The organism is Pectobacterium wasabiae CFBP 3304, from assembly GCF_001742185.1.
Taxonomy (GTDB): domain Bacteria; phylum Pseudomonadota; class Gammaproteobacteria; order Enterobacterales; family Enterobacteriaceae; genus Pectobacterium; species Pectobacterium wasabiae.
This window is the reverse complement of the sequence record NZ_CP015750.1, coordinates 3366748-3389037: the sequence shown is the minus strand read 5'-3', so window position 1 is coordinate 3389037 and position 22290 is coordinate 3366748. Positions and strand designations below refer to the sequence as shown.

Below are 22290 nucleotides of genomic sequence, written 5' to 3'. Positions count from 1 at the left end.
ACTAATGAAACGATATCTCCCAATATTAACGTTTGCCAGCTTGCTGACCTCGCTGTCTGCCTACGCGGATTTTCCGCAGTGTAGCATGGTGGTGCAGGAGGCTAACCAGCAGTTGGCAGAGCAAAATAAGAAGACCGTTCAGGATGAGAAGAAACTGACGATGCTGCTCAAAACCCTGAATCGAGATGGTGTACTGCCAACAGATTACGTCACTCGCGAGCAGGCCACCAAACTGGGATGGAGCGGTAAAGCGGAAGATTCGCTATGGAATATCTGGGCTTTGAACAAAAAGCAACTGGGTGGTGATGTCTGGACCGGTAAGCCGCTGCCGAGCCAAGACAAATTATACAGCGCGGATATTGATAGCGTGCGTGGTCTACGCAGTATCAAGCAACTGATCTACAGCCCAGAAAGCGCGATACGCTATCTTACAACAGATGACGGTGCCACGACGATCACGCTTCGCCCTTGCCAATAGTCACTATTGCGGCCTCAGTTTATTCGCTGAGGCTACCCGTTTAGGAGGGTAATATGATGTACGTTGATGGTATCCAAATGTTAAGCCAGGCCCTGGCCGCACTCGCTGGGCTATTTGGCGGATTAAGCGTGTCATTTTTCTGGCAGCCGAAAAAACTCTATCAACATGGTCGTCTTGTCGCAGGAGTGATCATCGGCGCTATCAGCGTCAGCACCACCTTTATGCTGGGTGGATTTATTGCGCGCTGGTTGGGCATGAACTTTCAAGACAGCGATATTGCCATGGGGATTGGCTATTTTGTTGGAGCGATCAGTGTTGGAATGATCGCCTGGCTGGCCAACTTCTTCAATCGCCGCGAAGGAGATGACATTTTGCAGGTGGCCGGAGAGTTAAACCGTGTTGTCCGTGGAGGAAATGCTGCACCACGCCGCCGAACTTCTCGACGCTCGAAACAGGAAGAGTCATCATGACATTGAAATTCTTATTTTGGGCGCTGACTCTGGTGGATATGACGACCGCAATAATGATTTTTATCAGTGCACTTAGCGGCCGTATGCTTAATATTCCTTTGTGGTATCGTATTGGATTATTAATTACCGCTCTCGGCTTTACCGCACAGGGCTTCCTTAACTTACCCTATCTATTGTTCAATGTTGTATTAATGGTGCAAGAGTTACCATTTTGGATATTAAAAGATGTCGGCATCGTCGTTATTTCAATTTGTTATTTCTTGGACTTTACGCATAAAGAAAAAAAACAGGAGGGATAATATCTTCATAAACAATCTTACTAAAACGGGAATAAACTCCATATTATTAAAAACACATTCAACACAATAATTAACACAGGTAGTGTTAATGTTTCACTGCGCAATAAAATAACCGGGCCATTTGTCACTTACTGGCAGGTTATTTTATAAATATTCTGCCATGTAAAAATATAACATCATGCGATAAGTTCGCACTACTTTTATTCAACTGATAGGAGATAACTATGTCTGTTAAACATGTTTTTTTTCGTAACGTTAAAAGGCACAGCATTATTTCTGCTGTTGCCGCATCTCTGTTTTTATTTTCGACGGGGGCGATGGCTGCAAAGGTCGGCGCCGCGTGTGTGCTGCCCGGAACCAATGGGCTAACAGAGGCAGAGTGGGCTGCAGCCCAGGATGCTGCAGAGAGTGACGGGCATCTGGTCGCTTGCCATATTGATAAAAATACAACGTGGCTGGCACAGCGTACACAGGGGTTACAGGATCCGCCTTGTCCTCAGAGGCCGGTTGTTTCTGCGTGGACGTCGGCAAAAGTGATGTGGGATCATGTTGGTAAACAAATCACCGAATTCTGTAACGCGCCGGAGGATGGGCAAATGTTTAAACGGATCGACACGGTCCTGAAGGGCGATGGTAAGGGTGACGCAGGTAACGGTTATGACAGCAATAATAACCCGCCTGCTTTTGCGATTGCTGATAATCAGCGAGCGGTGACCATTATGAATAAGAGGCATGGCAAGTGGTATGTTTTAACTGGTTATCCCATTAAATAAACGATAGGAGCATTATACCCACGTATAATGCTCCTATTGCTCAGGAAAAGAGACATAGGCTGGAGCTAAGAAAAGTAAATTGGATCGGAACTACTCATCCGAATACATCATTGCCGCTTGTGTACGGTTATTAACATTCAGACGGCGGAAAATCGACTCCAGATGCGCTTTCACTGTCCCTGCACTGATATTCAAACGACGACTAATTTGTTTATTGGATTCCCCTGCTGCCAGCAACTTGAGGATTTCTCGCTGCCGTTCACTCAGGCAGGCCGGAGCACCTTGCCCGTTGTCCAGCAAGGTAATGCCCTCTTGCGGCAGGCAGAACATACCCAGCGACGCTGCTCGTAGCGTCTGGGCAATGGTTTCCGGCTGTGAGTCGCGACTGACAAACGCAATAGCTCGATGGTTCAGGAACAACCGCAACAGTGTTGGCTGACATTTATTCATCAGCATGACTACCGGAATATCGGGATGGTGTAAGGCTAATGAATCCAACAATTCAATGCTTACCACTTTATCCCCATCACCATCCAGCAAGATTAATGTCGCAGGAAATTCATTTAGCGTAGTATCAATTTCATTTTTATTATTTAGCCCGCGAACATTCACATCTGGAATAAATTGTGATAATACTGATGCCATTCCTTCAATGAATATTGACTGCCTGTCAATCATGAGTACATTCATGCATTATCTCCACGTAGTAGCGTTCGTTATCGAATTTATTACCCCTCAGATTAATCAATGAAATGTAAAAAGATAAACAGGCTAATTGTCATAGGCCTTTTAGCCGACAAAAAAGAATGGTAAACATTTAACCTAACAGTACTGATATCTTAAACATTACCATTAGGGTTAAGACAGAAAGCCATCCAAATATTCCCAATTTTATTAACCTGAACAAAACACGACCAAACTAAAGAACTACCAACATAGATAAATACTTTTTCACGATTTGCGAAAAACGCTAATAAATTAGCCTTACCATCGATCGAATCATCGTGACTCCATAAACATCCAATATAATTCTGAAAAGTCATGTGCAACTCAATGGCATCAATTATCTCGGTGACCAAATTTGAATAAAAAAAAGCCACCCGAAGGTGGCTAGCGTGTTTCATCAAATAATCAATTAACGCGTTAATATCGCTTTTACAGCATCACCGATATCGGCCAGACTACGGACGGTTTTAACACCGGCCTCTTCTAATGCTGCGAATTTATCATCGGCAGTGCCTTTACCACCGGCAATGATGGCGCCAGCATGGCCCATACGTTTGCCTTTCGGCGCCGTTACACCCGCGATGTAACCGACAACCGGCTTCGTTACGTGCTCTTTAATGTACGCTGCCGCTTCTTCTTCTGCCGTACCACCGATTTCACCGATCATGACGATGGCTTCAGTCTGTGGATCTTGTTCAAACAGCTTCAGAATATCGATGAAGTTAGAGCCAGGGATCGGGTCACCACCGATACCGACACAACTGGATTGACCCAGCCCGGCATCGGTCGTTTGTTTCACGGCTTCATACGTCAGCGTGCCTGAACGAGAAACGATACCGACTTTACCCGGCAGGTGAATATGGCCCGGCATGATACCGATCTTACATTCACCCGGCGTGATCACACCTGGGCAATTCGGACCGATCATCCGCACGCCGCTCTGATCGAGCTTCACTTTCACCGTCAGCATATCCAGCGTCGGGATACCTTCGGTGATACAGATGATCAGCTCGATACCTGCGTCAACCGCTTCCAGAATGGAGTCTTTACAGAACGGAGCAGGAACGTAGATAACGGATGCCGTTGCGCCCGTCGCTTCTACCGCTTCACGCACCGTATTAAATACGGGCAGACCCAGATGTTCCGTGCCGCCTTTACCCGGCGTAACACCACCAACCATTTGTGTACCGTAAGCAAGTGCTTGCTCAGAGTGGAATGTCCCCTGACTACCGGTAAAACCCTGACAGATAACTTTGGTATTTTTATTAATCAGAATGGACATTATTTACCCTCCACTGCTGCAACAACCTGCTGAGCGGCACCCGTCAGGCTGGTCGCGGCGATAATATTCAGGCCGCTATCCGCCAGTTTCTTAGCACCCAGCTCCGCATTATTTCCTTCCAGACGAACAACAACCGGCACGTTCACACCCACTTCAGCTACCGCGCCGATGATGCCGTCAGCGATCAAATCGCAACGCACAATGCCACCAAAGATGTTAACAAAGACAGCTTTTACCTTGTCGTCAGACAGGATAATTTTGAACGCTTCGGTAACACGTTCTTTCGTCGCACCGCCGCCAACATCAAGGAAGTTAGCAGGAGAACCGCCGTGTAGCTTCACGATGTCCATGGTGCCCATCGCCAAACCCGCACCGTTCACCATACAGCCAATGTTGCCGTCCAGTGCAACATAGTTCAGTTCCCACTGTGCCGCATGTGCTTCACGGGAGTCTTCCTGGCTTGGGTCACGCATTTCACGCAGTTCAGGCTGACGGAACAGCGCATTGCCGTCCGCGCCCAGTTTGCCATCCAAACAGATCAGATCGCCCTGCTTGGTGATAACCAGCGGGTTGATTTCGACCAGCGCCAGATCGCGCTCAAGAAACAGCGCCGCCAGGCCCATGAAAATTTTGGTGAACTGGGCAACTTGCTTGCCGCTCAGACCCAGTTTGAAAGCCAGCTCACGCCCCTGATAAGGCTGTGGGCCTACCAGCGGATCGATGGCCGCTTTATGGATCAGTTCCGGCGTCTCTTCCGCCACTTTTTCAATTTCTACGCCACCTTCGGTGGACGCCATGAACACCACGCGACGCGTGCCACGGTCAACAACTGCGCCCAAATAAAGCTCTTTGTCGATATCAGTTGCCGCTTCAACCAGAATCTGATGAACCGGTTGACCCTGTGCGTCAGTTTGGTAAGTAACGAGTTTCTTACCCAGCCAGTTTTCAGCAAAAGCGCGAATGTCTTCTTTGTTACTGACCACTTTAACGCCGCCCGCTTTACCGCGACCGCCTGCGTGAACCTGACATTTTACAACCCACGGACCCGAGCCAATCTTAGATGCGGCTTCTTCTGCTTCACGCGGTGTAGTACAGGCATAGCCGGTCGGTGCCGGTAAACCATATCGAGCAAAGAGTTGTTTTGCCTGATACTCGTGTAAATTCATGATGTTCTATCCATTTAGGTTTGGAGATAAGTCGGCAGACGACTTTCATCACCGACTTTTCGGTAGAAAAAAGCGTCATAAACTCTCTGATATATTTGGATAACGCCGTTGAGAAAAAACGGCCTGCATAGCACATAATCTATATTTCGGGCGGAAAACCGTCAGGGTTATCCGCCCGAGAGAAGGCGCTAGCTATCGGACTAAACGTCCAACAGCAGACGCGCTGGATCTTCCAACATCTCTTTCACCGTCACGAGGAAGCCAACGGACTCACGGCCATCGACCAAGCGGTGATCGTAAGACAGCGCCAGATACATCATCGGTAGGATAACGACCTGACCATCAACTGCCATCGGGCGATCTTTAATGGCATGCATACCCAAAATCGCACTCTGCGGTGGGTTGATGATCGGAGTAGACATCAGAGAACCAAAGACACCGCCATTGGTAATCGTGAAGTTACCACCCAGCAGTTCTTCAACCGTCAGTTTGCCATCACGGCCTTTCACGGCCAGTTCTTTGATGCGCTTCTCGATGTCGGCCATACCCAGCGCATCAACATCACGCAGCACTGGCGTGACCAGACCACGCGGAGTAGAAACCGCAATGCTGACATCGAAGTAGTTGTGGTAAACCACATCTTCGCCATCAATGGAGGCATTTACTTCAGGGTAACGTTTCAGCGCTTCAACGACAGCCTTGATGTAGAAGGACATGAAGCCCAGACGCACACCGTGGCGTTTCTCAAACGCTTCACCGTATTGCTTGCGCAAATCCATGATCGGCTGCATGTTGATTTCGTTAAACGTCGTCAACATTGCGGTGCTGTTTTTCGCTTCCAGCAGACGCTCAGCAACACGCTTACGCAGGCGCGTCATCGGTACACGTTTTTCGCTACGCGCACCCAGAGCCGGTGCAGGAGAAGTCGCCGGAGCCTCAGATTTAGCCGCTTTACCAGAATCTTTCTTCTGAGCAGCCAAATGTTTATCTACGTCTTCACGGGTAATTCGACCACCCACGCCGCTGCCTTTAATCGTTGAAGCATCGAGATCGTGCTCTGCAATCAGGCGGCGGATAGCTGGGCTAAGCGCGTCGCTGTTCTCTTCTTCCAGACCAGCGGTATGACGCTGTGCCGGTGTCGATTCTTTACTCTGCGATTTCTCGCTGGTTTCTTTACCGGAGCTATCGCCACGGCGAATGCGGCCCAGAAGCTGGCGAGACGTTACGGTCGCCCCTTCCTCTTCCAGCACGGCATCCAGAATACCCGCTTCAGAGGCAGGAACCTCCAGCACCACTTTGTCAGTTTCAATTTCAACCAATACTTCATCACGCTGGACGCTATCGCCTGGTTTTTTATGCCAGGTTGCAACGGTGGCGTCAGCGACAGATTCAGGCAGGTCGGGTACAAGAATATCTACGCTACTCATTATCTATCCTTTTATTTAATCAACGTTCAGCGCGTCATCGACCAGATCTTTCTGTTGTTTCTGGTGTACGGACATATAGCCAACGGCGGGTGATGCAGACGCCGGGCGTCCTGCGTAACGTAAAGAAGCCCCAAACGGAATCACTTCACGGAAATGGTGCTGACTGCAATACCAGGCTCCCTGATTCAGCGGCTCTTCCTGACACCACACGAAATCGTGAACATGGGCAAAAGATTCCAATGCAGCTTGAACAGCCTGATGCGGGAACGGATAAAGCTGTTCGATACGGACGATCGCGACATCTTTTTGCTCGTTCTTACGGCGCTGTTCCAGCAAATCATAGTAGACCTTACCGGAACAAAGCACGACACGCTTCACGGCTGCTGGATCTAATTCTTCTACTTCACCAATCGCTGGCTGGAAAGAACCCTTTGCCAGTTCATCCAGTGAAGAGATCGCCAGCGGATGGCGTAACAGAGATTTTGGCGACATGACCACCAGCGGACGGCGCATACCGCGCAGCGCCTGACGGCGAAGCATGTGATAAACCTGCGCCGGTGTTGACGGAATACAGACCTGCATATTTTGTTCAGCGCACAGTTGCAGATAGCGCTCCAGTCTGGCTGACGAGTGCTCCGGACCTTGCCCTTCGTAACCATGCGGCAGCAGCATCACCAGACCACACATCCGGCCCCACTTCTGCTCACCGGAACTAATGAACTGGTCGATCACCACCTGAGCACCGTTGGCAAAGTCACCAAACTGCGCTTCCCAGATAGTCAGCGTGCGCGGCTCTGCGGTTGCATAGCCGTATTCAAACGCCAGTATCGCTTCTTCTGACAGCACGGAGTCCCAGACGTTAAACTCGCCCTGTCCGTTATGCACATGATTCAACGGCGTATAGCTGGAACCGTTTTTCTGGTTATGCACGACAGCATGGCGATGGAAGAACGTACCGCGACCGCTGTCTTCACCAGACAAACGAATCGGGATCCCTTCATCAACCAGCGTAGCGTAGGCCAGCGTTTCTGCCCCACCCCAGTCGAAAGGTTTGTTGCCAGCGGCCATTTCGGCACGGTCAGCATAAACTTTGGCAACGCGAGGATGAACGTCAATCCCTTCCGGCACTTCACTGATACGCTTCGCCAGTTCCTGTAAACGTTTCATTTCCGTTGCGTGCGGATAAGGTTCATCCCACTCATGGTTCAGATACGGCGTCCAGGTAAAGGACTGCATATCCATCTCACGCCATTCTTCCACCACGCATTCGCCTGCATCCAGCGCATCGCGGTACAGATTGACCATTTCGGTGGCGTCTTCCAACGTGATGGTTTTATTCTGTTCCAGACGGTCGGCATACACCTTACGCGGCGTCGGATGTTTTTTGATCTTCTGGTACATCATCGGCTGCGTTGCGCTTGGCTCATCAGCTTCGTTATGGCCATGACGACGATAACAAATCAAATCGATGAACACATCGCGCTTGAAGGCGTTACGGAAATCCAGCGCCAGACGCGTAACAAACGCTACGGCTTCCGGATCGTCTGCATTAACGTGGAAAATCGGTGCCTGCACCATTTTACCGATATCGGTACAGTATTCGGTGGAACGGATATCCAGCGGGTTAGACGTCGTGAAGCCAATACGGTTGTTAATAACAATACGCAGCGTACCGCCCACTTCATAACCACGCACTGTCGACATATTCAACAGTTCCTGGACCACGCCCTGCCCACTGACTGCTGCATCGCCGTGAATGGTGATCGGCAACACACGTGGACCACTCTGGCTATTCAGGCGGTCAAGACGCGCGCGAACCGATCCCGTCACAACCGGGCTAACGATCTCCAGATGCGAAGGGTTGAACGCCAGCGCCAAGTGTACCAGACCACCAGCAGTCTCAAATTCAGACGAGAAACCTTGGTGATATTTAACGTCACCTGTACCCAGGTGCTCTTTATGCTTACCAGCAAATTCGTCGAACAGATCCTGAGATTTTTTACCCAATACGTTGATCAGCACGTTAAGGCGGCCACGGTGTGCCATCCCCAATACCACTTCACGCGTATCGTTTGCACCCGCATGGCGAATCAGTTCTTTCAGCATCGGAACCAGTGCATCACCGCCTTCCAGCGAGAAACGCTTGGCGCCAGGATATTTGGCTCCCAGATACCGTTCAAGCCCTTCCGCTGCGGTTAACTCTTGCAGGAAACGGCGCTTTTCTTCTACCGTAAATGACGGCTGACCGGTTACCGATTCAATACGTTGCTGGATCCAACGTTTCTCTTCCGTGCTGGTGATATGCATATATTCCGCACCGATAGAACCGCAATAGGTGCGTTTCAGCGCGTCATACAGCTCTTCCAGCTTCATGGTGTCTTTGCCGATGGCAAAAGACCCCACGTTGAAGGATTCCTGTAGGTCATCCTGAGTCAGGTTATGATAATCCAGATCCAACTCTGCAACCGGTTCCTGAGGACGCAGGAAAATCGGGTCCAGATTAGCCTGCTGATGTCCACGGAAGCGGAATGCATTGATCAGTTGCAATACCTTGACCTGCTTGACATCAATATCGGGATCGGTGACTGATGAGGTAAAGCGCGAAGAGTCTTTCGCCAGACGGCGGAAATAGTCGCGCGTTTTGGAATGGAGTTGATCCGGTTTGACCCCGCTCGTAGGCAGTTGCTGGAAGATCGAGCGCCAGCTATGTTCGATCGAGTCAGGATCGGTTAAAAAATCTTCATAGAGTTGCTCTATGTAGGACTGATTCGCACCCGCCAAATAGGAGGAATCCAGCCAGGCCTTCATCGCGCCGTTCTGCATTATGATCCCTTAAGCTAATAAGCTTCAGTTTTCGCCGTGGTTAACATGTAATTAGTGTCCGTATATCGTTTGCCGTACAAACGGTTCACTTGTCGTACAATCGGTACGTGCTTAGAGTATCCATCCCCCTAAGGAACCTTTAAAAACCGGTTCTGGCGCGCAAGCCGGTTTTTAAAGGTTTCCTGCGCTCCCTCTGAAGAATAGCAACTCCAGAGGGAGATACATGTTTACTACTTAACTCTTTATGCAATAACGCGTTATGTAATGGCTATCCGTTACGCGCTGCGGTGCAACAGCATCGATTTAATATGGCCGATAGCCTTCGTCGGGTTCAGCCCTTTCGGACAGACGCTGACGCAGTTCATGATACCGTGGCAGCGGAAAACGCTGAATGCATCGTCCAGATCGTCCAACCGTGGCGTGGTTTCCGTATCACGACTGTCAATCAGAAAACGGTAAGCCGCCAGCAGCCCCGCAGGCCCAACGAACTTGTCTGGGTTCCACCAGAACGACGGACAAGACGTTGAACAGCAGGCACACATAATACATTCATACAACCCATCCAGCTTGGCACGTTGTTCAGGCGATTGCAGATGCTCACGCGCCGGTGGATTTTTCCCATTATTCAACAGGTAAGGCTTTATTTTCTCATATTGAGCATAGAACTGTCCCATGTCCACTACCAAATCACGCACAACCGGTAATCCTGGTAAAGGACGGATAACAATTTTGCTCTTTCCGCGCTGTAACGCGGAAACCGGCGTAATACAAGCCAAGCCATTTTTGCCGTTCATGTTAACGCCGTCGGAGCCACAGACGCCTTCACGGCAGGAGCGACGGAATGAAAGCGTTGGATCTTGTTCTTTCAGCAACATCAGCGCATCCAACAGCATCATGTCGCGGCCTTCTTCCGCCTCTAACTGGTAATCCTGCATCCGCGGCGCATCGTCAACATCCGGGTTGTAACGATAAATGGAAAATTCGAGTTTCATCGTTTGATCTCCGCAATTAATAAGTACGTATTTTCGGCGGGAACGCCGGACGCAGTTTAGGCTGCATGTTCACCTCACGGCGCGTCATGCTGTCGGTTTGCGGCAGATATAACGAATGGCACAACCAATTTTCATCGTCACGCTCTGGGTAATCGAAGCGACTATGCGCCCCACGACTTTCGGTACGGAAGTTAGCAGAAACTGCCGTTGCATAAGCCGTTTCCATCAGGTTATCCAATTCCAGACACTCAATGCGCTGGGTGTTGAACTCGCTTGATGTGTCATCCAGACGCGCGTCTTTCAGGCGCTCACGGATCACTTTCAGCTCTTCCAATCCTTTCGCCATCGCATCGCCTTCACGGAATACCGAGAAGTTATTCTGCATACAGGATTGCAGCGCCTTGCGGATTTCAACCGGATCTTCACCGGAACGGGTATTGTTCCAACGATTCATGCGGTCGAGCGACGCTTCAATATCGGATTCGCTGGCATCACGGCTTTCGCCCTGCTCTTCCAGAGATTCTTTCAGGTGAAGTCCGGCCGAGCGACCGAATACCACCAGGTCAAGCAGCGAGTTACCCCCCAGACGGTTAGCACCATGGACCGATACGCAGGCAATTTCCCCCACGGCAAACAGCCCTGGAATCACCACATCTTCGCCTTTCTCATTCACCGTCAACGCCTGACCACTCACTTTGGTCGGGATACCGCCCATCATGTAGTGGCAGGTTGGGATTACTGGAATTGGCTCTTTCACCGGATCGACGTGAGCAAACGTGCGCGACAATTCCAAAATACCCGGCAGGCGAGATTCCAGAACGTCTTTACCCAGATGATCCAGCTTCAGCTTGGCGTGCGGTCCCCATGGACCCTCACAGCCACGGCCTTCACGAATTTCGATCATGATAGAACGAGCAACCACATCACGGCCGGCCAGATCTTTCGCGTTTGGTGCATAGCGTTCCATGAAACGCTCACCGTGCTTATTCAGCAGATAGCCGCCTTCACCACGACAGCCTTCGGTTACCAGCACACCCGCACCAGCAATACCGGTTGGGTGGAACTGCCACATTTCCATGTCCTGTAACGGAACACCGGCACGCAATGCCATGCCCACACCGTCGCCAGTATTAATGTGCGCATTGGTGGTGGACTGGTAGATACGGCCCGCGCCGCCGGTTGCTAGCACGGTAGCCTTCGCTTTGAAGTAGACAACTTCACCGGTTTCGATACAGATCGCCGTACAGCCGACAACCGCACCATCCTGATTTTTCACCAGATCGAGGGCGTACCACTCGGAGAAAATAGTGGTGTGATTTTTCAGGTTCTGCTGATACAGCGTGTGCAGCAGCGCATGGCCGGTACGGTCAGCGGCTGCGGCAGTACGCGCAGCCTGCTCACCGCCAAAATTCTTGGATTGACCACCAAACGGACGCTGATAAATGCTGCCATCGTCCAGACGGGAGAACGGCAACCCCATGTGTTCCAGTTCCAGAATCGCTTCCGGGCCGGTTTTACACATATATTCAATTGCGTCCTGATCGCCAATGTAATCCGACCCTTTGACGGTGTCATACATATGCCATTCCCAGTTATCCTCATGGGTATTACCCAACGCAACGGTAATACCGCCCTGCGCGGATACAGTATGAGAACGGGTTGGGAACACTTTCGATAATAGGGCACAGGACTGGCCCATTTGGGAGATTTGTAGCGCGGCACGCATACCTGCGCCACCCGCACCCACAACCACTGCATCAAATTCTCTGACTGGCAAATTCATCACGCACCCCACACCACAACAGTTCCATAAATGACGTACACCAACAGCGCTACCACAATTGCCAACTGTAAAGTCAGGCGTAAGGCCAGCGGTTTAATGTAGTCGGTCAGCACTTGCCACATCCCTATCCAGGCATGAACCAGAATGGAAAATAACGTTAGCAGTGTGAATACTTTGGTGAGAGCCATCGCGAAGAAACCACGCCAGATTTCATAAGTGATGTCGCCAGCCGTAGCAATAAAACCAATAATATAAATCACATACAGAACAATGACGATGGCGGAAGCGCGAATCAGTAACCAATCGTGTACGCCATTGCGTCCTAACGCAGAAGCATTGCTTACCATACGAGGACTCCAGCCAGAATTGAAAGCACGACAGTAATAATAAATGAAATATTTGCAGAACGCTTACCTGCGGCAAGGTCTTCTTCTATATAGCCAAAATCCATCAACAGGTGACGTAAACCACCAACAATGTGATAAGCCAACGCCGCGAGGATACCCCAAACGATAAATTTAACGATGAAGCTATCCATAATTTCCGCAGCACGCAGGAACCCTTCCTCTGAAGAAAGAGAAGTGCCTAACAGCCACAGTAAAATACCGACAGCGACAAAGGTGATAACGCCGGAGACGCGGTGAAGAATAGATGCTATCGCAGTAACGGGAAACTGGATCGTCTGCAATTCCAGATTGACAGGTCTTTGTTTTTTCACGGATTTGCCCACACAGCTTTTATTATTGTTTCTTCCTCCGGGCCTGATGTGAGGTCAGACAGTATGAAAGTTGCAGCCCTGAAAATGGGTTTACGATACGCGCTCAAACATCGACATTCCGGTGTCTAAACAGCGCATGATCCTTTCATACTGGGTGCTCCTACTGCAGGGTGATTCCGGAGACCTGGCGGGAGTATAGGTCCTTCACATTCTCATTACAATTCCCATACAAACTGTTTGGTGACATTTGCCCCGAACAGTGATTTAGATCACGAACTTCACAATTTATATAAAATTAATTATCTGATTTGACAAAACTTCAACATTTCAATTACAACTAGGGGATTGAATTTCTTATGATGTGTTAAAGCACGGCGGGACACTTCCACACTGGCGTAACTTATGTAACAGTGAAGAGAGTCCACGTAAAAGTCATAGGTAATGGCTACAATCTATTCAGAACGTGATTAATTATCTGATAATTGTTAATTGCCTGGAGATTGTTAATTACCTGGAGAACGAATTTTTCATCCTGAATGCGGCTACCCGCCTTACTCTGTATCCTATTTGACGACTGTGTCACGACAGAGTTTCACCGGTCATTACTCGTCCGGTGCACAGGCATGACGGTATTTCTTCAGTGAGAATTTTTAAAATTAAAGCGCTAAGGAGACTGTAAATGGCTGATAAAAAAGCAACACTTACCCTAGAAGGTAAAGAACCGATTGAGCTAAATGTCCTATCTGGTACGCTAGGATATGATGAGATTGATATTCGTCCCCTCGGTTCGAAAGGTTACTTCACATTTGACCCTGGCTTTACCTCTACCGCATCTTGCGAATCAAAAATTACCTATATCGACGGCGACGAAGGCATCCTGCTACACCGTGGCTTCCCGATTGCCCAACTGGCTGAAAAATCTAATTATCTTGAAGTTTGTTACATCCTGCTGTTCGGTGAAACCCCAACGGTAGAACAGTATGAAACCTTCAAAACAACCGTGACTCGTCACACCATGATCCATGAGCAGATTACTCGTCTGTTCCACGGTTTCCGTCGTGATTCACATCCAATGGCCGTTTTATGCGGTGTCACCGGTGCACTGGCGGCGTTTTACCACGATTCTCTCGACATTAATATCGAGCGCCACCGCGAAATTGCGGCCTACCGCCTGTTGTCGAAAATGCCAACCGTCGCAGCAATGTGCTATAAATATTCACTGGGTCAGCCGTTTGTTTATCCGAAAAACAACCTGTCCTACGCGGGTAATTTCCTGCACATGATGTTCTCCACCCCTTGTGAAGAATATGTTGTGAATCCGGTGCTGGAACGCGCCATGGATCGCATTCTCATCCTGCATGCCGATCACGAACAAAACGCCTCAACCTCTACCGTGCGTACCGCGGGTTCGTCTGGTGCAAACCCATTTGCCTGTATCGCCGCGGGGATCGCCTCGCTGTGGGGACCGGCACATGGCGGCGCGAACGAAGCCTGTCTGCGTATGCTGGAAGAAATCAGCAGCGTGGAACACATTCCTGCGTTTATCGAGCGTGCAAAAGACAAGAACGACTCTTTCCGTCTGATGGGCTTCGGCCACCGTGTATACAAAAACCACGACCCACGCGCTACGGTTATGCGTGAAACCTGCCATGAAGTGCTGAAAGAATTGGGCAGAAAAGACGATCTGCTGGAAGTGGCGATGGAGCTGGAACATATCGCGCTGAACGACCCGTACTTCATTGAGAAGAAACTGTACCCGAACGTGGACTTCTACTCCGGCATCATCCTGAAAGCGATGGGAATTCCGTCGTCCATGTTTACCGTCATCTTCGCGATGGCGCGTACCGTGGGCTGGATTGCACACTGGAGCGAAATGCACGCCGACGGCATCAAAATCGCCCGTCCGCGTCAGCTGTATACCGGCTACGACAAGCGTGACTTCTCGTCTAATCTGAAACACGATTAATCCATTCAGCCTATGCAATAAGGCCGGACTATCCGGCCTTTGTTGTTTCAGAACCGTATTTTCTTACCTCTACTACCGCTAACTCTGGCAGTGCGGGCACCAATAGAACGGGCGCGATGACAGCATGGTTCTTTCAATGACTCCGCCGCAGCGCTCACAGCCTTCCCCTTCACGATGGAAAACCTTGAACGAGAAAATTGCCCCATGATGTCGATTCTCATCAACGGTGCCGCGCGTGTTGTAAGACAGCCGGGGAATATCCAGCAGTGCTTGACTCAGCGTTTGCAACTGTTCTTCATTCAACTGCGACGCCGTATGTTGCGGTGCCAACTGGGCCTGCCAGAGGATCTCGACGCGCAGATAATTCCCCAACCCCGCGAGAAAGGCCTGATCCAGTAACAGTCCACTGAACTGACGGCGACGAAAACGCGGTAATAACAAACGCTCACACACCTGTTCTGGTGTCAGAGAAAGATCCAACACATCAGGGCCGATACGTTGCAGAAAAGGATGTGTCGCAAGTGTCTCCGCTGTCAGCATTTCAATATCTGATGCGCTATAGAGCAAAATGGCACGATCTTGCGTCTCCAACCGGATGCGTAAATCTCGTTTTGTTTCCGGCGACTCCCCCGCGTTCACAACTCGCCACACACCATAAAGCTGATTGTGGCTATACAACACCCGATCGTTGCTAAAATAGGTCAGCAGCGCCTTCCCGCGCGTTTCGATCTGCCTGACCTGTTGCCCGACCAATTCTGTTTCGTATGGTTTCAGCTCTGGAAACGCAAACCAGACGTGCGTCAGCGTTTCTCCCACAACTGCCTCAACCAGCTTATCGGCCGCCCGGCGAATTTCCGGTCCTTCCGGCATACTTTACTCCCTGAAAATCAGATGCTCTGAGTATTACGTAATTAACAAAACTAATGCAGGGCACCGCCGGTTACTGCCACATCACCCTGCTGCACCAGCGATTGCTTGATCATCACTTCCAGCGCCGTTGTGACTAGCGACGTTGGCATACTCGGCTCACCGGGATGATGAGCCGACTGTTCCGGCGAATAAGGAATATGTACAAACCCACCACGAACCACATCTCCCTGCTGATGGAGATGATGTAAGAGCCCGTACATCACGTGATTGCAGACAAACGTCCCTGCGGTTTGCGATACCGCAGCGGGAATGCCTGCCACGCGTAATGCCTGCACCAGCGCTTTCACAGGCAACGTCGAGAAATACGCCGCTGGCCCGTTTTCCATCACGGGCGTATCAATCGGCTGATTGCCTCGGTTATCAGGAATTCGGGCATCTTTAATGTTGATCGCCACACGTTCGACGGAAATATCAGCACGGCCGCCTGCCTGTCCCACCGCGATCACCACTTCCGGCTGCCATTCAGCCATCGCACGATAAAGCTGTTCCAGTGACAAATCGAAGACGCAAGATAAACGACAAGCCACCACGCGTGCACCGCCGACCTCCCGCTGATGAAGGACTTTTACCGCTTCCCAAGAAGGGTTAATCGCTTCACCCCCAAAAGGTTCAAACGCCGTGATTAAAACGGTTTTCATCTGTTATCCCCGTCATACAAAAATAATGATTACGCGGCAGCAACAGCTATCTGATGCTGGCTAAAACAGTGTCGCAACTTGCGGGCAAACAGCAGCGCATGTTGCCCATCGCCGTGGATGCATACTGTATCGGCTTGTACGTTAACCCAGGAACCGTCAATCGCCCGAACCCGCTGACGTTGAATCATTTCCAGCGTCTGCGCCAGCGCCAGTTCATCACTATTAATCAGCGCCCCGGCCTGAGTGCGTGGCACCAGCGATCCGTCAGGCTGATAGCAGCGATCGGCGAACACTTCCTGACGCGTTTCTAGCCCCAGTCGTTTTCCAGCTTGGATTAACTCGCTTCCCGCCAGCCCAACCAAACGCAGTGCCGGGTTGACGACTTTAACCGCCTTGGCTATCGCATCAGCTAACCCTGGCTGGCTGGCGGCCTGATTGTAAAGCATACCGTGCGGCTTTACGTGCGACAGCGTTCCCCCTTCAGCAGCAACGATCGCACTGAGCGCACCAAGCTGATACACCATTTGCGCAAAGACAATTTCTGTGGGCACATTCATCGCCTTGCGACCAAAATTTTCACGATCGAGAAAACTGGGGTGAGCACCAAGCGCGACCCCATAGCCTATTCCCCAGCGTACTGACTGACGCATGGTCTGCGCATCACCCGCGTGAAACCCACAGGCAATATTGGCCGACGTCACCAGCTTCAGCAACGCTTCGTCGTTCTCACCGCCCTCGCCCAAATCGGCATTCAGATCAATAATCATGCAGCCTCCACGCCAATTGTTCGAGGTAACGCCGCTGTTCTTCGGCGGCTTTTTGCGCCTGAGCTGGCGTACAGTGAATAAAATGTATCGGTTCACCGAGCCGGATTTGCGCCAAATGAAATAAATCAGCTTCAATCACACTCGCAATACGCGGGTAACCCCCCGTAGTCTGCGCATCCGCCAGCAGCACGATAGGGTGGCCATTGTGAGGAACCTGCACGACGCCCGGTAGCAACCCATGTGAGGGCAACTCGCGCGGTTTATTACCTGATGACGTAGTGCGCTGTAGCTCAGCCCCCTGCAAACGGTAACCCATGCGGTTACTTTGCGGACTCAACTGCCAGGAGGTTCGCCAAAACAGCTCCTGCATCTCTTCGCTGAACTCCTGATATTCCGGCCCCGGTAATGCCCGCACGCGGTTGCTGAATAACAATTGCTTGATACCCACTTCTCGTGTCAATTCACGAATCGGCGTCCCCAGCGGAAGTTCATCGCCATCCCTTAATAAACGCCCGTCAAAACCACCAAATCCGGCTTTCAAATCGGTACTACGCGAGCCCAATGCTTCTGGCACATTGACACCACCGGACAGAGCCAGATAGCTACGCATGCCGTTACGCGGCAGACGCATTTTCAATGTTTGTCCCGGCTTCGCGGCGAAACGCCAGCCTGTCCAGAGCGGTTTTCCATCCAGCTCGGCATGGCAGTCCGCACCGGTTAGCGCCACCCAGCAGGCAGTGGTGAACGTTGCGGTAAACTTACCTAATGTGATTTCCAGCGCGGCAGCGTTCTCCGCGTTGCCCACCAGCAGATTGGCCATTTTCAGAGCAGGCAGATCGAGTGCGCCTGACTGACTAATGCCCAAACGGCGGAATCCGACGCGACCGCCATCCTGCACCGACGTATGTAATCCAGCATGGATAACTTTCAGCATACGCCCTCCTTCAGTGGCAGAAACCGAACGTTATCTCCAGGGCGCAGCAGCGTTGGCGGCATCGTTTGCGGGTTGAACAGCGTTAATGCGGTGCGGCCAATCAACTGCCAGCCACCCGGCGTTGCCAGTGGATAAATTCCCGTCTGCGCGCCCCCAATCCCGACCGATCCCGCTGGCACGCGCAGGCGTGGCTCGGCACGACGCGGCATATACAGCTTCTCATTTAATCCGCCGAGGTAAGCAAATCCCGGCTGAAAACCCAAAAAGTAGACCACATACGGCGCGGCCGCATGCGCTTCCACAACCTGACTGACCGTCAGACCGCTGTGAACGGCTACTTCTACCAGATCCGGCCCCGCCTCTCCGCCATAAACAACGGGGATGTCGATATCTCGTGGATCAAACACCAGCGATTCACTTTCTTCCCACCAGTTCTGCAAACGCTCAATCGCATCCAGCGCCACCTGTTGTGGATGCGCCAACAGCACCGTCAGGTTGTTCATCCCCGGAATCGCTTCCAGCACCTCCTCATGGTGATTCAGGCGCTCGGTAAGCCCCCATATCCGCTGCTGGCTCTCCAGCGACATGGGCGGTTCCAGTTCCAGTACGACAGCTCTCTCGCCCAGAAGATAACACCGTGCTCGTTGCAATCTTTCCTCCTGAATCGCGTTTTATCCATCATGATGAACATGGCTAAATGATTAGCGTTGCTTACTGATATATGCTCTTCTCAATAGCCAAGCAACAACGATGCCAACATACAAAACACACCATCATTCATGTGCGATACCGCTACTTTCAGCCCATCAGGCCGGGTTAGGTATATCAATAAATGTCACATCAAAACCATGTTGTGCCGCCAGCCATTCGCCCAACGCGCGAATACCGCCACGCTCGGTCGCGTGGTGTCCGGCAGCAAAGAAATGCAGCCCCATTTCTCGCGCGATATGAATCGTTTGTTCAGACACTTCACCAGTAATAAAAGCATCGACGCCGAATCGCGCCGCTTGTTCAATAAAACCCTGACCGCCACCAGTACACCAGGCCACGCGCTGTATCTGTTGCGGTGCATTATCCCCACAATGCAGCACGCTACGCCCGAGCCGTTTTTCTACGCGGCGGCAAAATGCCTCTGCTGTCATGGGCTGCGCCAGCTCGCCATACGGCACCAGCGGTTCGATCATGCCCTGCACCTGAATTTCCAGCAGCGCCGCCAACTGTGCGTTATTCCCCAATTCCGGGTGTGCATCCAGCGGCAGGTGATAGCCGTACAGGTTGATATCATTGAGCAGCAGCGTTTTCAGTCTGTTACGCTTCATGCCACAGACAATCTGCGGTTCGTTTTTCCAAAAATAGCCGTGGTGAACCAGAATCGCATCGGCCTGCTTTTCTACCGCGGCATCCAGCAGCGCCTGTGAGGCCGTTACGCCCGTCACAATACGTTTTACTTCGGCACGCCCCTCGACCTGTAAACCGTTAGGCGCGTAATCCTGAAACGCCGCCGTACTCAGCTTTTCGTTAATGACCCTTTCCAATTCCGTATTACGCATACTTACTCTTCTCTTCTCGATCGTTATTCGTCATGCCGATACTCTTTGCCGCTTCAAACGCCGCCAGCGTATCCTGACGGGCGGTTTTGTGGTCGACGATTGGTAGCGGATAGCTCAGCTTAAAATGTTGTTTGTCGGCCCAGCGATGGGGCTGATGAATGTCTTTATCCGGCACGGCGGTCAGTTCAGGTAGCCAATGACGAATAAACCGACCTTCGGGATCAAAACGTTCGCCCTGCGTTGTCGGATTAAAAATACGAAAATAAGGTGCCGCATCGGTTCCGGTCGAGGCCGCCCACTGCCAGCCGCCGTTATTCGCCGCCAGATCGCCATCCAGCAGTTGCGACATAAAGTAGCGCTCGCCTTCACGCCAATCGATCAGTAAATCTTTGACGAGAAAGCTGGCGCAGATCATACGCAGTCGATTATGCATCCACCCCGTTTCATTCAGTTGACGCATCGCCGCATCCACAATCGGATAGCCGGTTTTCCCCTGTTGCCAGGCGGCTAAATCCTCCGGCGATTCCCGCCATTTCACCCACTGCGTCCACGCGGTAAACGGACGGTGTTTACACAACTGCGGCCAAGAGACGATCAGGTGACGGTAAAACTCACGCCAGACCAACTCGTTAAACCAAGTAAATGCCCCGCCTTCGCGCCGTTCCAGCATCTCTGGGCATTCGGTACGCAGGCGGTTAAAACATTGGCGTGGTGATACGATTCCAAGTGCCAGATACGGAGACAGTTTGCTCGTGCCAGGCTGCGCCGGGAAATCTCGCTGCCGATCATAATCCTGCACCTGCTCGCGGCAAAAGCGGCGTAGTTGCTGCAATGCCACACGTTCGCCGCAGGGGAAATCATCACTATTAACCTCAACCTGCGGATAGCTGAACGGCGACAGTGCCACCTTGTCCTTTATTGGCTCACCACGCACGTCTGGGGCAGGTACACACGTGGTATCCGCCTCCAGCAAGCGTTTGATAAAGGCCTGACGGAATGGCGTAAATACTTTATACATCTCGCCGTTGCCCGTCAGCACGCTACCTGGCGGCAGCAACAGGCTGTCGTGATAGCCATGGCAAACCACGCTATCAGCCAGCCGATCTTTCACCTGCTTATCACGCAGGCGCTCGTTGATTTCATACTGATGGTTGTAAAAAAGATCGGTAGCCTGCTGCTGTGCACAGAACTGCACTAGCCAATCAACCGACGCCGAAAAATCAGTACATTCGTGGTAATGCAACGGAATGCCTTTCTCGGCCAGCGCGTGCTGTACCAACGTCAGATTCTCTAGCAGAAAAGTCGCCTGACGCAGTGCCATATCATGTTTTTTCCACTGGGCTGGTGTCGCTATAAAGACGGCCAGTACGGTGGCATGCGGGTCATGACAGGCCGCGTGTAGCGCCAGATTATCGGTAACGCGCAGATCATTGCGCAGCCAGACGACATGCGTGGTCATGAAACTCCTCAGGCGATCAAATTAGTGTCCATAACGCAGGCGCAACGCTTCCGGGTACGGCTCAAAGTAACGCTGCTGAGCCAGATACGCATCGGGGTATTCCGCCATGTAGTGTTTTAGCAATGTGATAGGTGCCAATAGCGGCTGCAAACCTTGCCGATAGCGATCGATAAGTTGCGCCAGTTCCTGTCGCTGTTGAGAATTGAGTTGACGTCGGAAGTACCCCTGCACATGCATCAGCACATTGGTGTGGTTACGTCGCGTCGCAGGCGTTGATAACAGCTTCATCAACCGCATCCGGTATTCAACAATGTAGTCCTCCAGCGACTCCCACTTATCGATCCCCGCAACAAACGGCCCCAGCTCACGGTATTCCGGCTGGGAATGCGCCAACAGCAGTAATTTATAGCGGCTATGAAAGGCAATTAGCGCGCCACGGCTCAGCCCGTTTTGCCATAGCTGATTCAGTTCGTGCAGTGCATAAACGCGTTCAATGAAATTTTCCCGCAAGCCGGGATCTTGCAGACGCCCATCTTCTTCAACAGGCAGCCAGGGCATTTTCCGCATCAACTCCTGCGTAAACAGGCCGATTCCACTTTTACGCGCATCCTTTTGCGTTTCATCGTAAATCTTCACGCGCTCCATGCCGCAGCTTGGCGATTTAGCGCAGACGATATACCCGCATAAATGCTGAAGCTGACTGACTTTGTCAGCAGAAAACACCGTCATCTGCTGGGTGACATCCAGCGGCGAACCATTGCTGGCGCGTAGTGTGATGCAGCTTTCCCCTTCGCGCACCAGCCTGAGTGCCGGACGCGGCACAGGTAAACCAATCGCCATTTCCGGGCAGACTGGCTCAAAACGAAAATAGGGTGCCAACTGTTCAGCAGCAAACGTCAAACGCTTGTGTCCACCATCAAACCGCACGGGGTTACCGAGCAGACAGGTGCTGATACCAACAGGGATGAGTTCAAGCGTCATGATTTATCCTTATACCCGTCATAGTTCAAGCTGCATGTGCGTTGGCATTCTGCAAACCCTCTGACCAGCATAGCGGATTTCACCGCGATTCAGTGTAGTCATAGCAAAGAATAAAGTAATAAATCATG

Annotated in this window: 22 protein-coding genes; 5 read left to right on the top strand and 17 right to left on the bottom strand. The window is 51.3% G+C overall.

Going from position 1 to position 22290, the window contains the following annotated elements; genetic code table 11:
- The first annotated feature begins 4 nt into the window (after window positions 1-4).
- The 4 genes from A7983_RS15325 (at window position 5) to A7983_RS15310 (ending at window position 2020) form a co-directional block, all read left to right on the top strand.
- Window positions 5-478 (top strand): hypothetical protein, encoded by a 474-nt coding sequence (locus tag A7983_RS15325; RefSeq protein ID WP_005973921.1) that lies wholly within the window; start codon window positions 5-7, stop codon window positions 476-478.
- Window positions 479-534: 56 nt separating this feature from the next.
- Complete coding sequence (locus tag A7983_RS15320) at window positions 535-948, top strand: hypothetical protein (RefSeq protein WP_086002479.1); 414 nt, start codon at window positions 535-537, stop codon at window positions 946-948.
- Entirely contained in the window at window positions 945-1247 is a 303-nt protein-coding gene (locus A7983_RS15315; protein WP_005973918.1) for a hypothetical protein, read from the top strand. Before A7983_RS15320 ends, A7983_RS15315 begins: the two co-directional genes overlap by 4 nt.
- Before the next feature lie 224 nt (window positions 1248-1471).
- A complete protein-coding gene (locus tag A7983_RS15310; RefSeq protein ID WP_005973915.1) occupies window positions 1472-2020 on the top strand; it encodes an RNase A-like domain-containing protein in 549 nt (182 codons plus the stop codon).
- 90 nt (window positions 2021-2110) lie between these two features.
- Here A7983_RS15310 and A7983_RS15305 read toward each other — a convergent pair whose 3' ends face one another.
- From A7983_RS15305 to sdhC, 9 genes are all read right to left on the bottom strand, one after another.
- A complete protein-coding gene (locus tag A7983_RS15305; RefSeq protein WP_005973912.1) occupies window positions 2111-2710 on the bottom strand; it encodes a response regulator transcription factor in 600 nt (199 codons plus the stop codon).
- 445 nt (window positions 2711-3155) lie between these two features.
- Window positions 3156-4028 carry a succinate--CoA ligase subunit alpha gene (gene sucD / locus A7983_RS15295; RefSeq protein WP_005973906.1) on the bottom strand — a complete coding sequence of 291 codons (873 nt, stop codon included), beginning with the start codon at window positions 4026-4028 and terminating at the stop codon, window positions 3156-3158.
- On the bottom strand, window positions 4028-5194 hold the full coding sequence (gene sucC, locus A7983_RS15290; protein ID WP_005973904.1) for an ADP-forming succinate--CoA ligase subunit beta: 1167 nt from the start codon (window positions 5192-5194) through the stop codon (window positions 4028-4030). The genes sucD and sucC overlap by 1 nt, the downstream gene beginning before the upstream one ends.
- A gap of 200 nt (window positions 5195-5394) precedes the next feature.
- A complete protein-coding gene (odhB, locus tag A7983_RS15285; RefSeq protein ID WP_005973902.1) occupies window positions 5395-6621 on the bottom strand; it encodes a 2-oxoglutarate dehydrogenase complex dihydrolipoyllysine-residue succinyltransferase in 1227 nt (408 codons plus the stop codon).
- A gap of 15 nt (window positions 6622-6636) precedes the next feature.
- Complete coding sequence (sucA, locus tag A7983_RS15280) at window positions 6637-9444, bottom strand: 2-oxoglutarate dehydrogenase E1 component (protein WP_005973900.1); 2808 nt, start codon at window positions 9442-9444, stop codon at window positions 6637-6639.
- A 275-nt stretch (window positions 9445-9719) separates the two neighbouring features.
- Complete coding sequence (locus tag A7983_RS15275; RefSeq protein WP_005973896.1) at window positions 9720-10436, bottom strand: succinate dehydrogenase iron-sulfur subunit; 717 nt, start codon at window positions 10434-10436, stop codon at window positions 9720-9722.
- Window positions 10437-10452: 16 nt separating this feature from the next.
- Window positions 10453-12219 carry a succinate dehydrogenase flavoprotein subunit gene (gene sdhA, locus A7983_RS15270; RefSeq protein WP_005973894.1) on the bottom strand — a complete coding sequence of 589 codons (1767 nt, stop codon included), beginning with the start codon at window positions 12217-12219 and terminating at the stop codon, window positions 10453-10455.
- The gene (gene sdhD / locus A7983_RS15265) at window positions 12219-12566 is read right to left on the bottom strand and encodes a succinate dehydrogenase membrane anchor subunit (protein WP_005973891.1); all 348 of its coding nucleotides are present in this window, start codon (window positions 12564-12566) and stop codon (window positions 12219-12221) included. The genes sdhA and sdhD overlap by 1 nt, the downstream gene beginning before the upstream one ends.
- Entirely contained in the window at window positions 12560-12949 is a 390-nt protein-coding gene (sdhC, locus tag A7983_RS15260) for a succinate dehydrogenase cytochrome b556 subunit (RefSeq protein ID WP_015730898.1), read from the bottom strand. Before sdhC ends, sdhD begins: the two co-directional genes overlap by 7 nt.
- A 667-nt stretch (window positions 12950-13616) precedes the next feature.
- On the opposite strand from sdhC, the gene A7983_RS15255 reads away from it, so the two are divergent.
- Entirely contained in the window at window positions 13617-14903 is a 1287-nt protein-coding gene (locus A7983_RS15255) for a citrate synthase (protein WP_005973887.1), read from the top strand.
- A 78-nt stretch (window positions 14904-14981) separates the two neighbouring features.
- Here A7983_RS15255 and nei read toward each other — a convergent pair whose 3' ends face one another.
- From nei to A7983_RS15215, 8 genes are all read right to left on the bottom strand, one after another.
- Window positions 14982-15773, bottom strand: coding sequence for an endonuclease VIII (gene nei / locus A7983_RS15250; protein ID WP_005973885.1), 792 nt, complete (start codon window positions 15771-15773; stop codon window positions 14982-14984).
- Between the two features lie 50 nt (window positions 15774-15823).
- Window positions 15824-16471 (bottom strand): pyroglutamyl-peptidase I, encoded by a 648-nt coding sequence (gene pcp, locus A7983_RS15245; RefSeq protein ID WP_005973883.1) that lies wholly within the window; start codon window positions 16469-16471, stop codon window positions 15824-15826.
- A 29-nt stretch (window positions 16472-16500) separates the two neighbouring features.
- Window positions 16501-17238 carry a 5-oxoprolinase subunit PxpA gene (gene pxpA / locus A7983_RS15240; protein ID WP_005973881.1) on the bottom strand — a complete coding sequence of 246 codons (738 nt, stop codon included), beginning with the start codon at window positions 17236-17238 and terminating at the stop codon, window positions 16501-16503.
- A complete protein-coding gene (gene pxpC, locus A7983_RS15235) occupies window positions 17228-18172 on the bottom strand; it encodes a 5-oxoprolinase subunit PxpC (protein ID WP_005973878.1) in 945 nt (314 codons plus the stop codon). The genes pxpA and pxpC overlap by 11 nt, the downstream gene beginning before the upstream one ends.
- The gene (pxpB, locus tag A7983_RS15230) at window positions 18166-18822 is read right to left on the bottom strand and encodes a 5-oxoprolinase subunit PxpB (protein WP_005973875.1); all 657 of its coding nucleotides are present in this window, start codon (window positions 18820-18822) and stop codon (window positions 18166-18168) included. Before pxpB ends, pxpC begins: the two co-directional genes overlap by 7 nt.
- Window positions 18823-18978: 156 nt before the next feature.
- A complete protein-coding gene (locus A7983_RS15225) occupies window positions 18979-19722 on the bottom strand; it encodes a type 2 GTP cyclohydrolase I (RefSeq protein ID WP_005973872.1) in 744 nt (247 codons plus the stop codon).
- On the bottom strand, window positions 19715-21181 hold the full coding sequence (phrB, locus tag A7983_RS15220) for a deoxyribodipyrimidine photo-lyase (protein WP_005973870.1): 1467 nt from the start codon (window positions 21179-21181) through the stop codon (window positions 19715-19717). The genes A7983_RS15225 and phrB overlap by 8 nt, the downstream gene beginning before the upstream one ends.
- A gap of 21 nt (window positions 21182-21202) precedes the next feature.
- On the bottom strand, window positions 21203-22162 hold the full coding sequence (locus A7983_RS15215; RefSeq protein WP_005973868.1) for a YbgA family protein: 960 nt from the start codon (window positions 22160-22162) through the stop codon (window positions 21203-21205).
- Window positions 22163-22290: the final 128 nt, after the last annotated feature.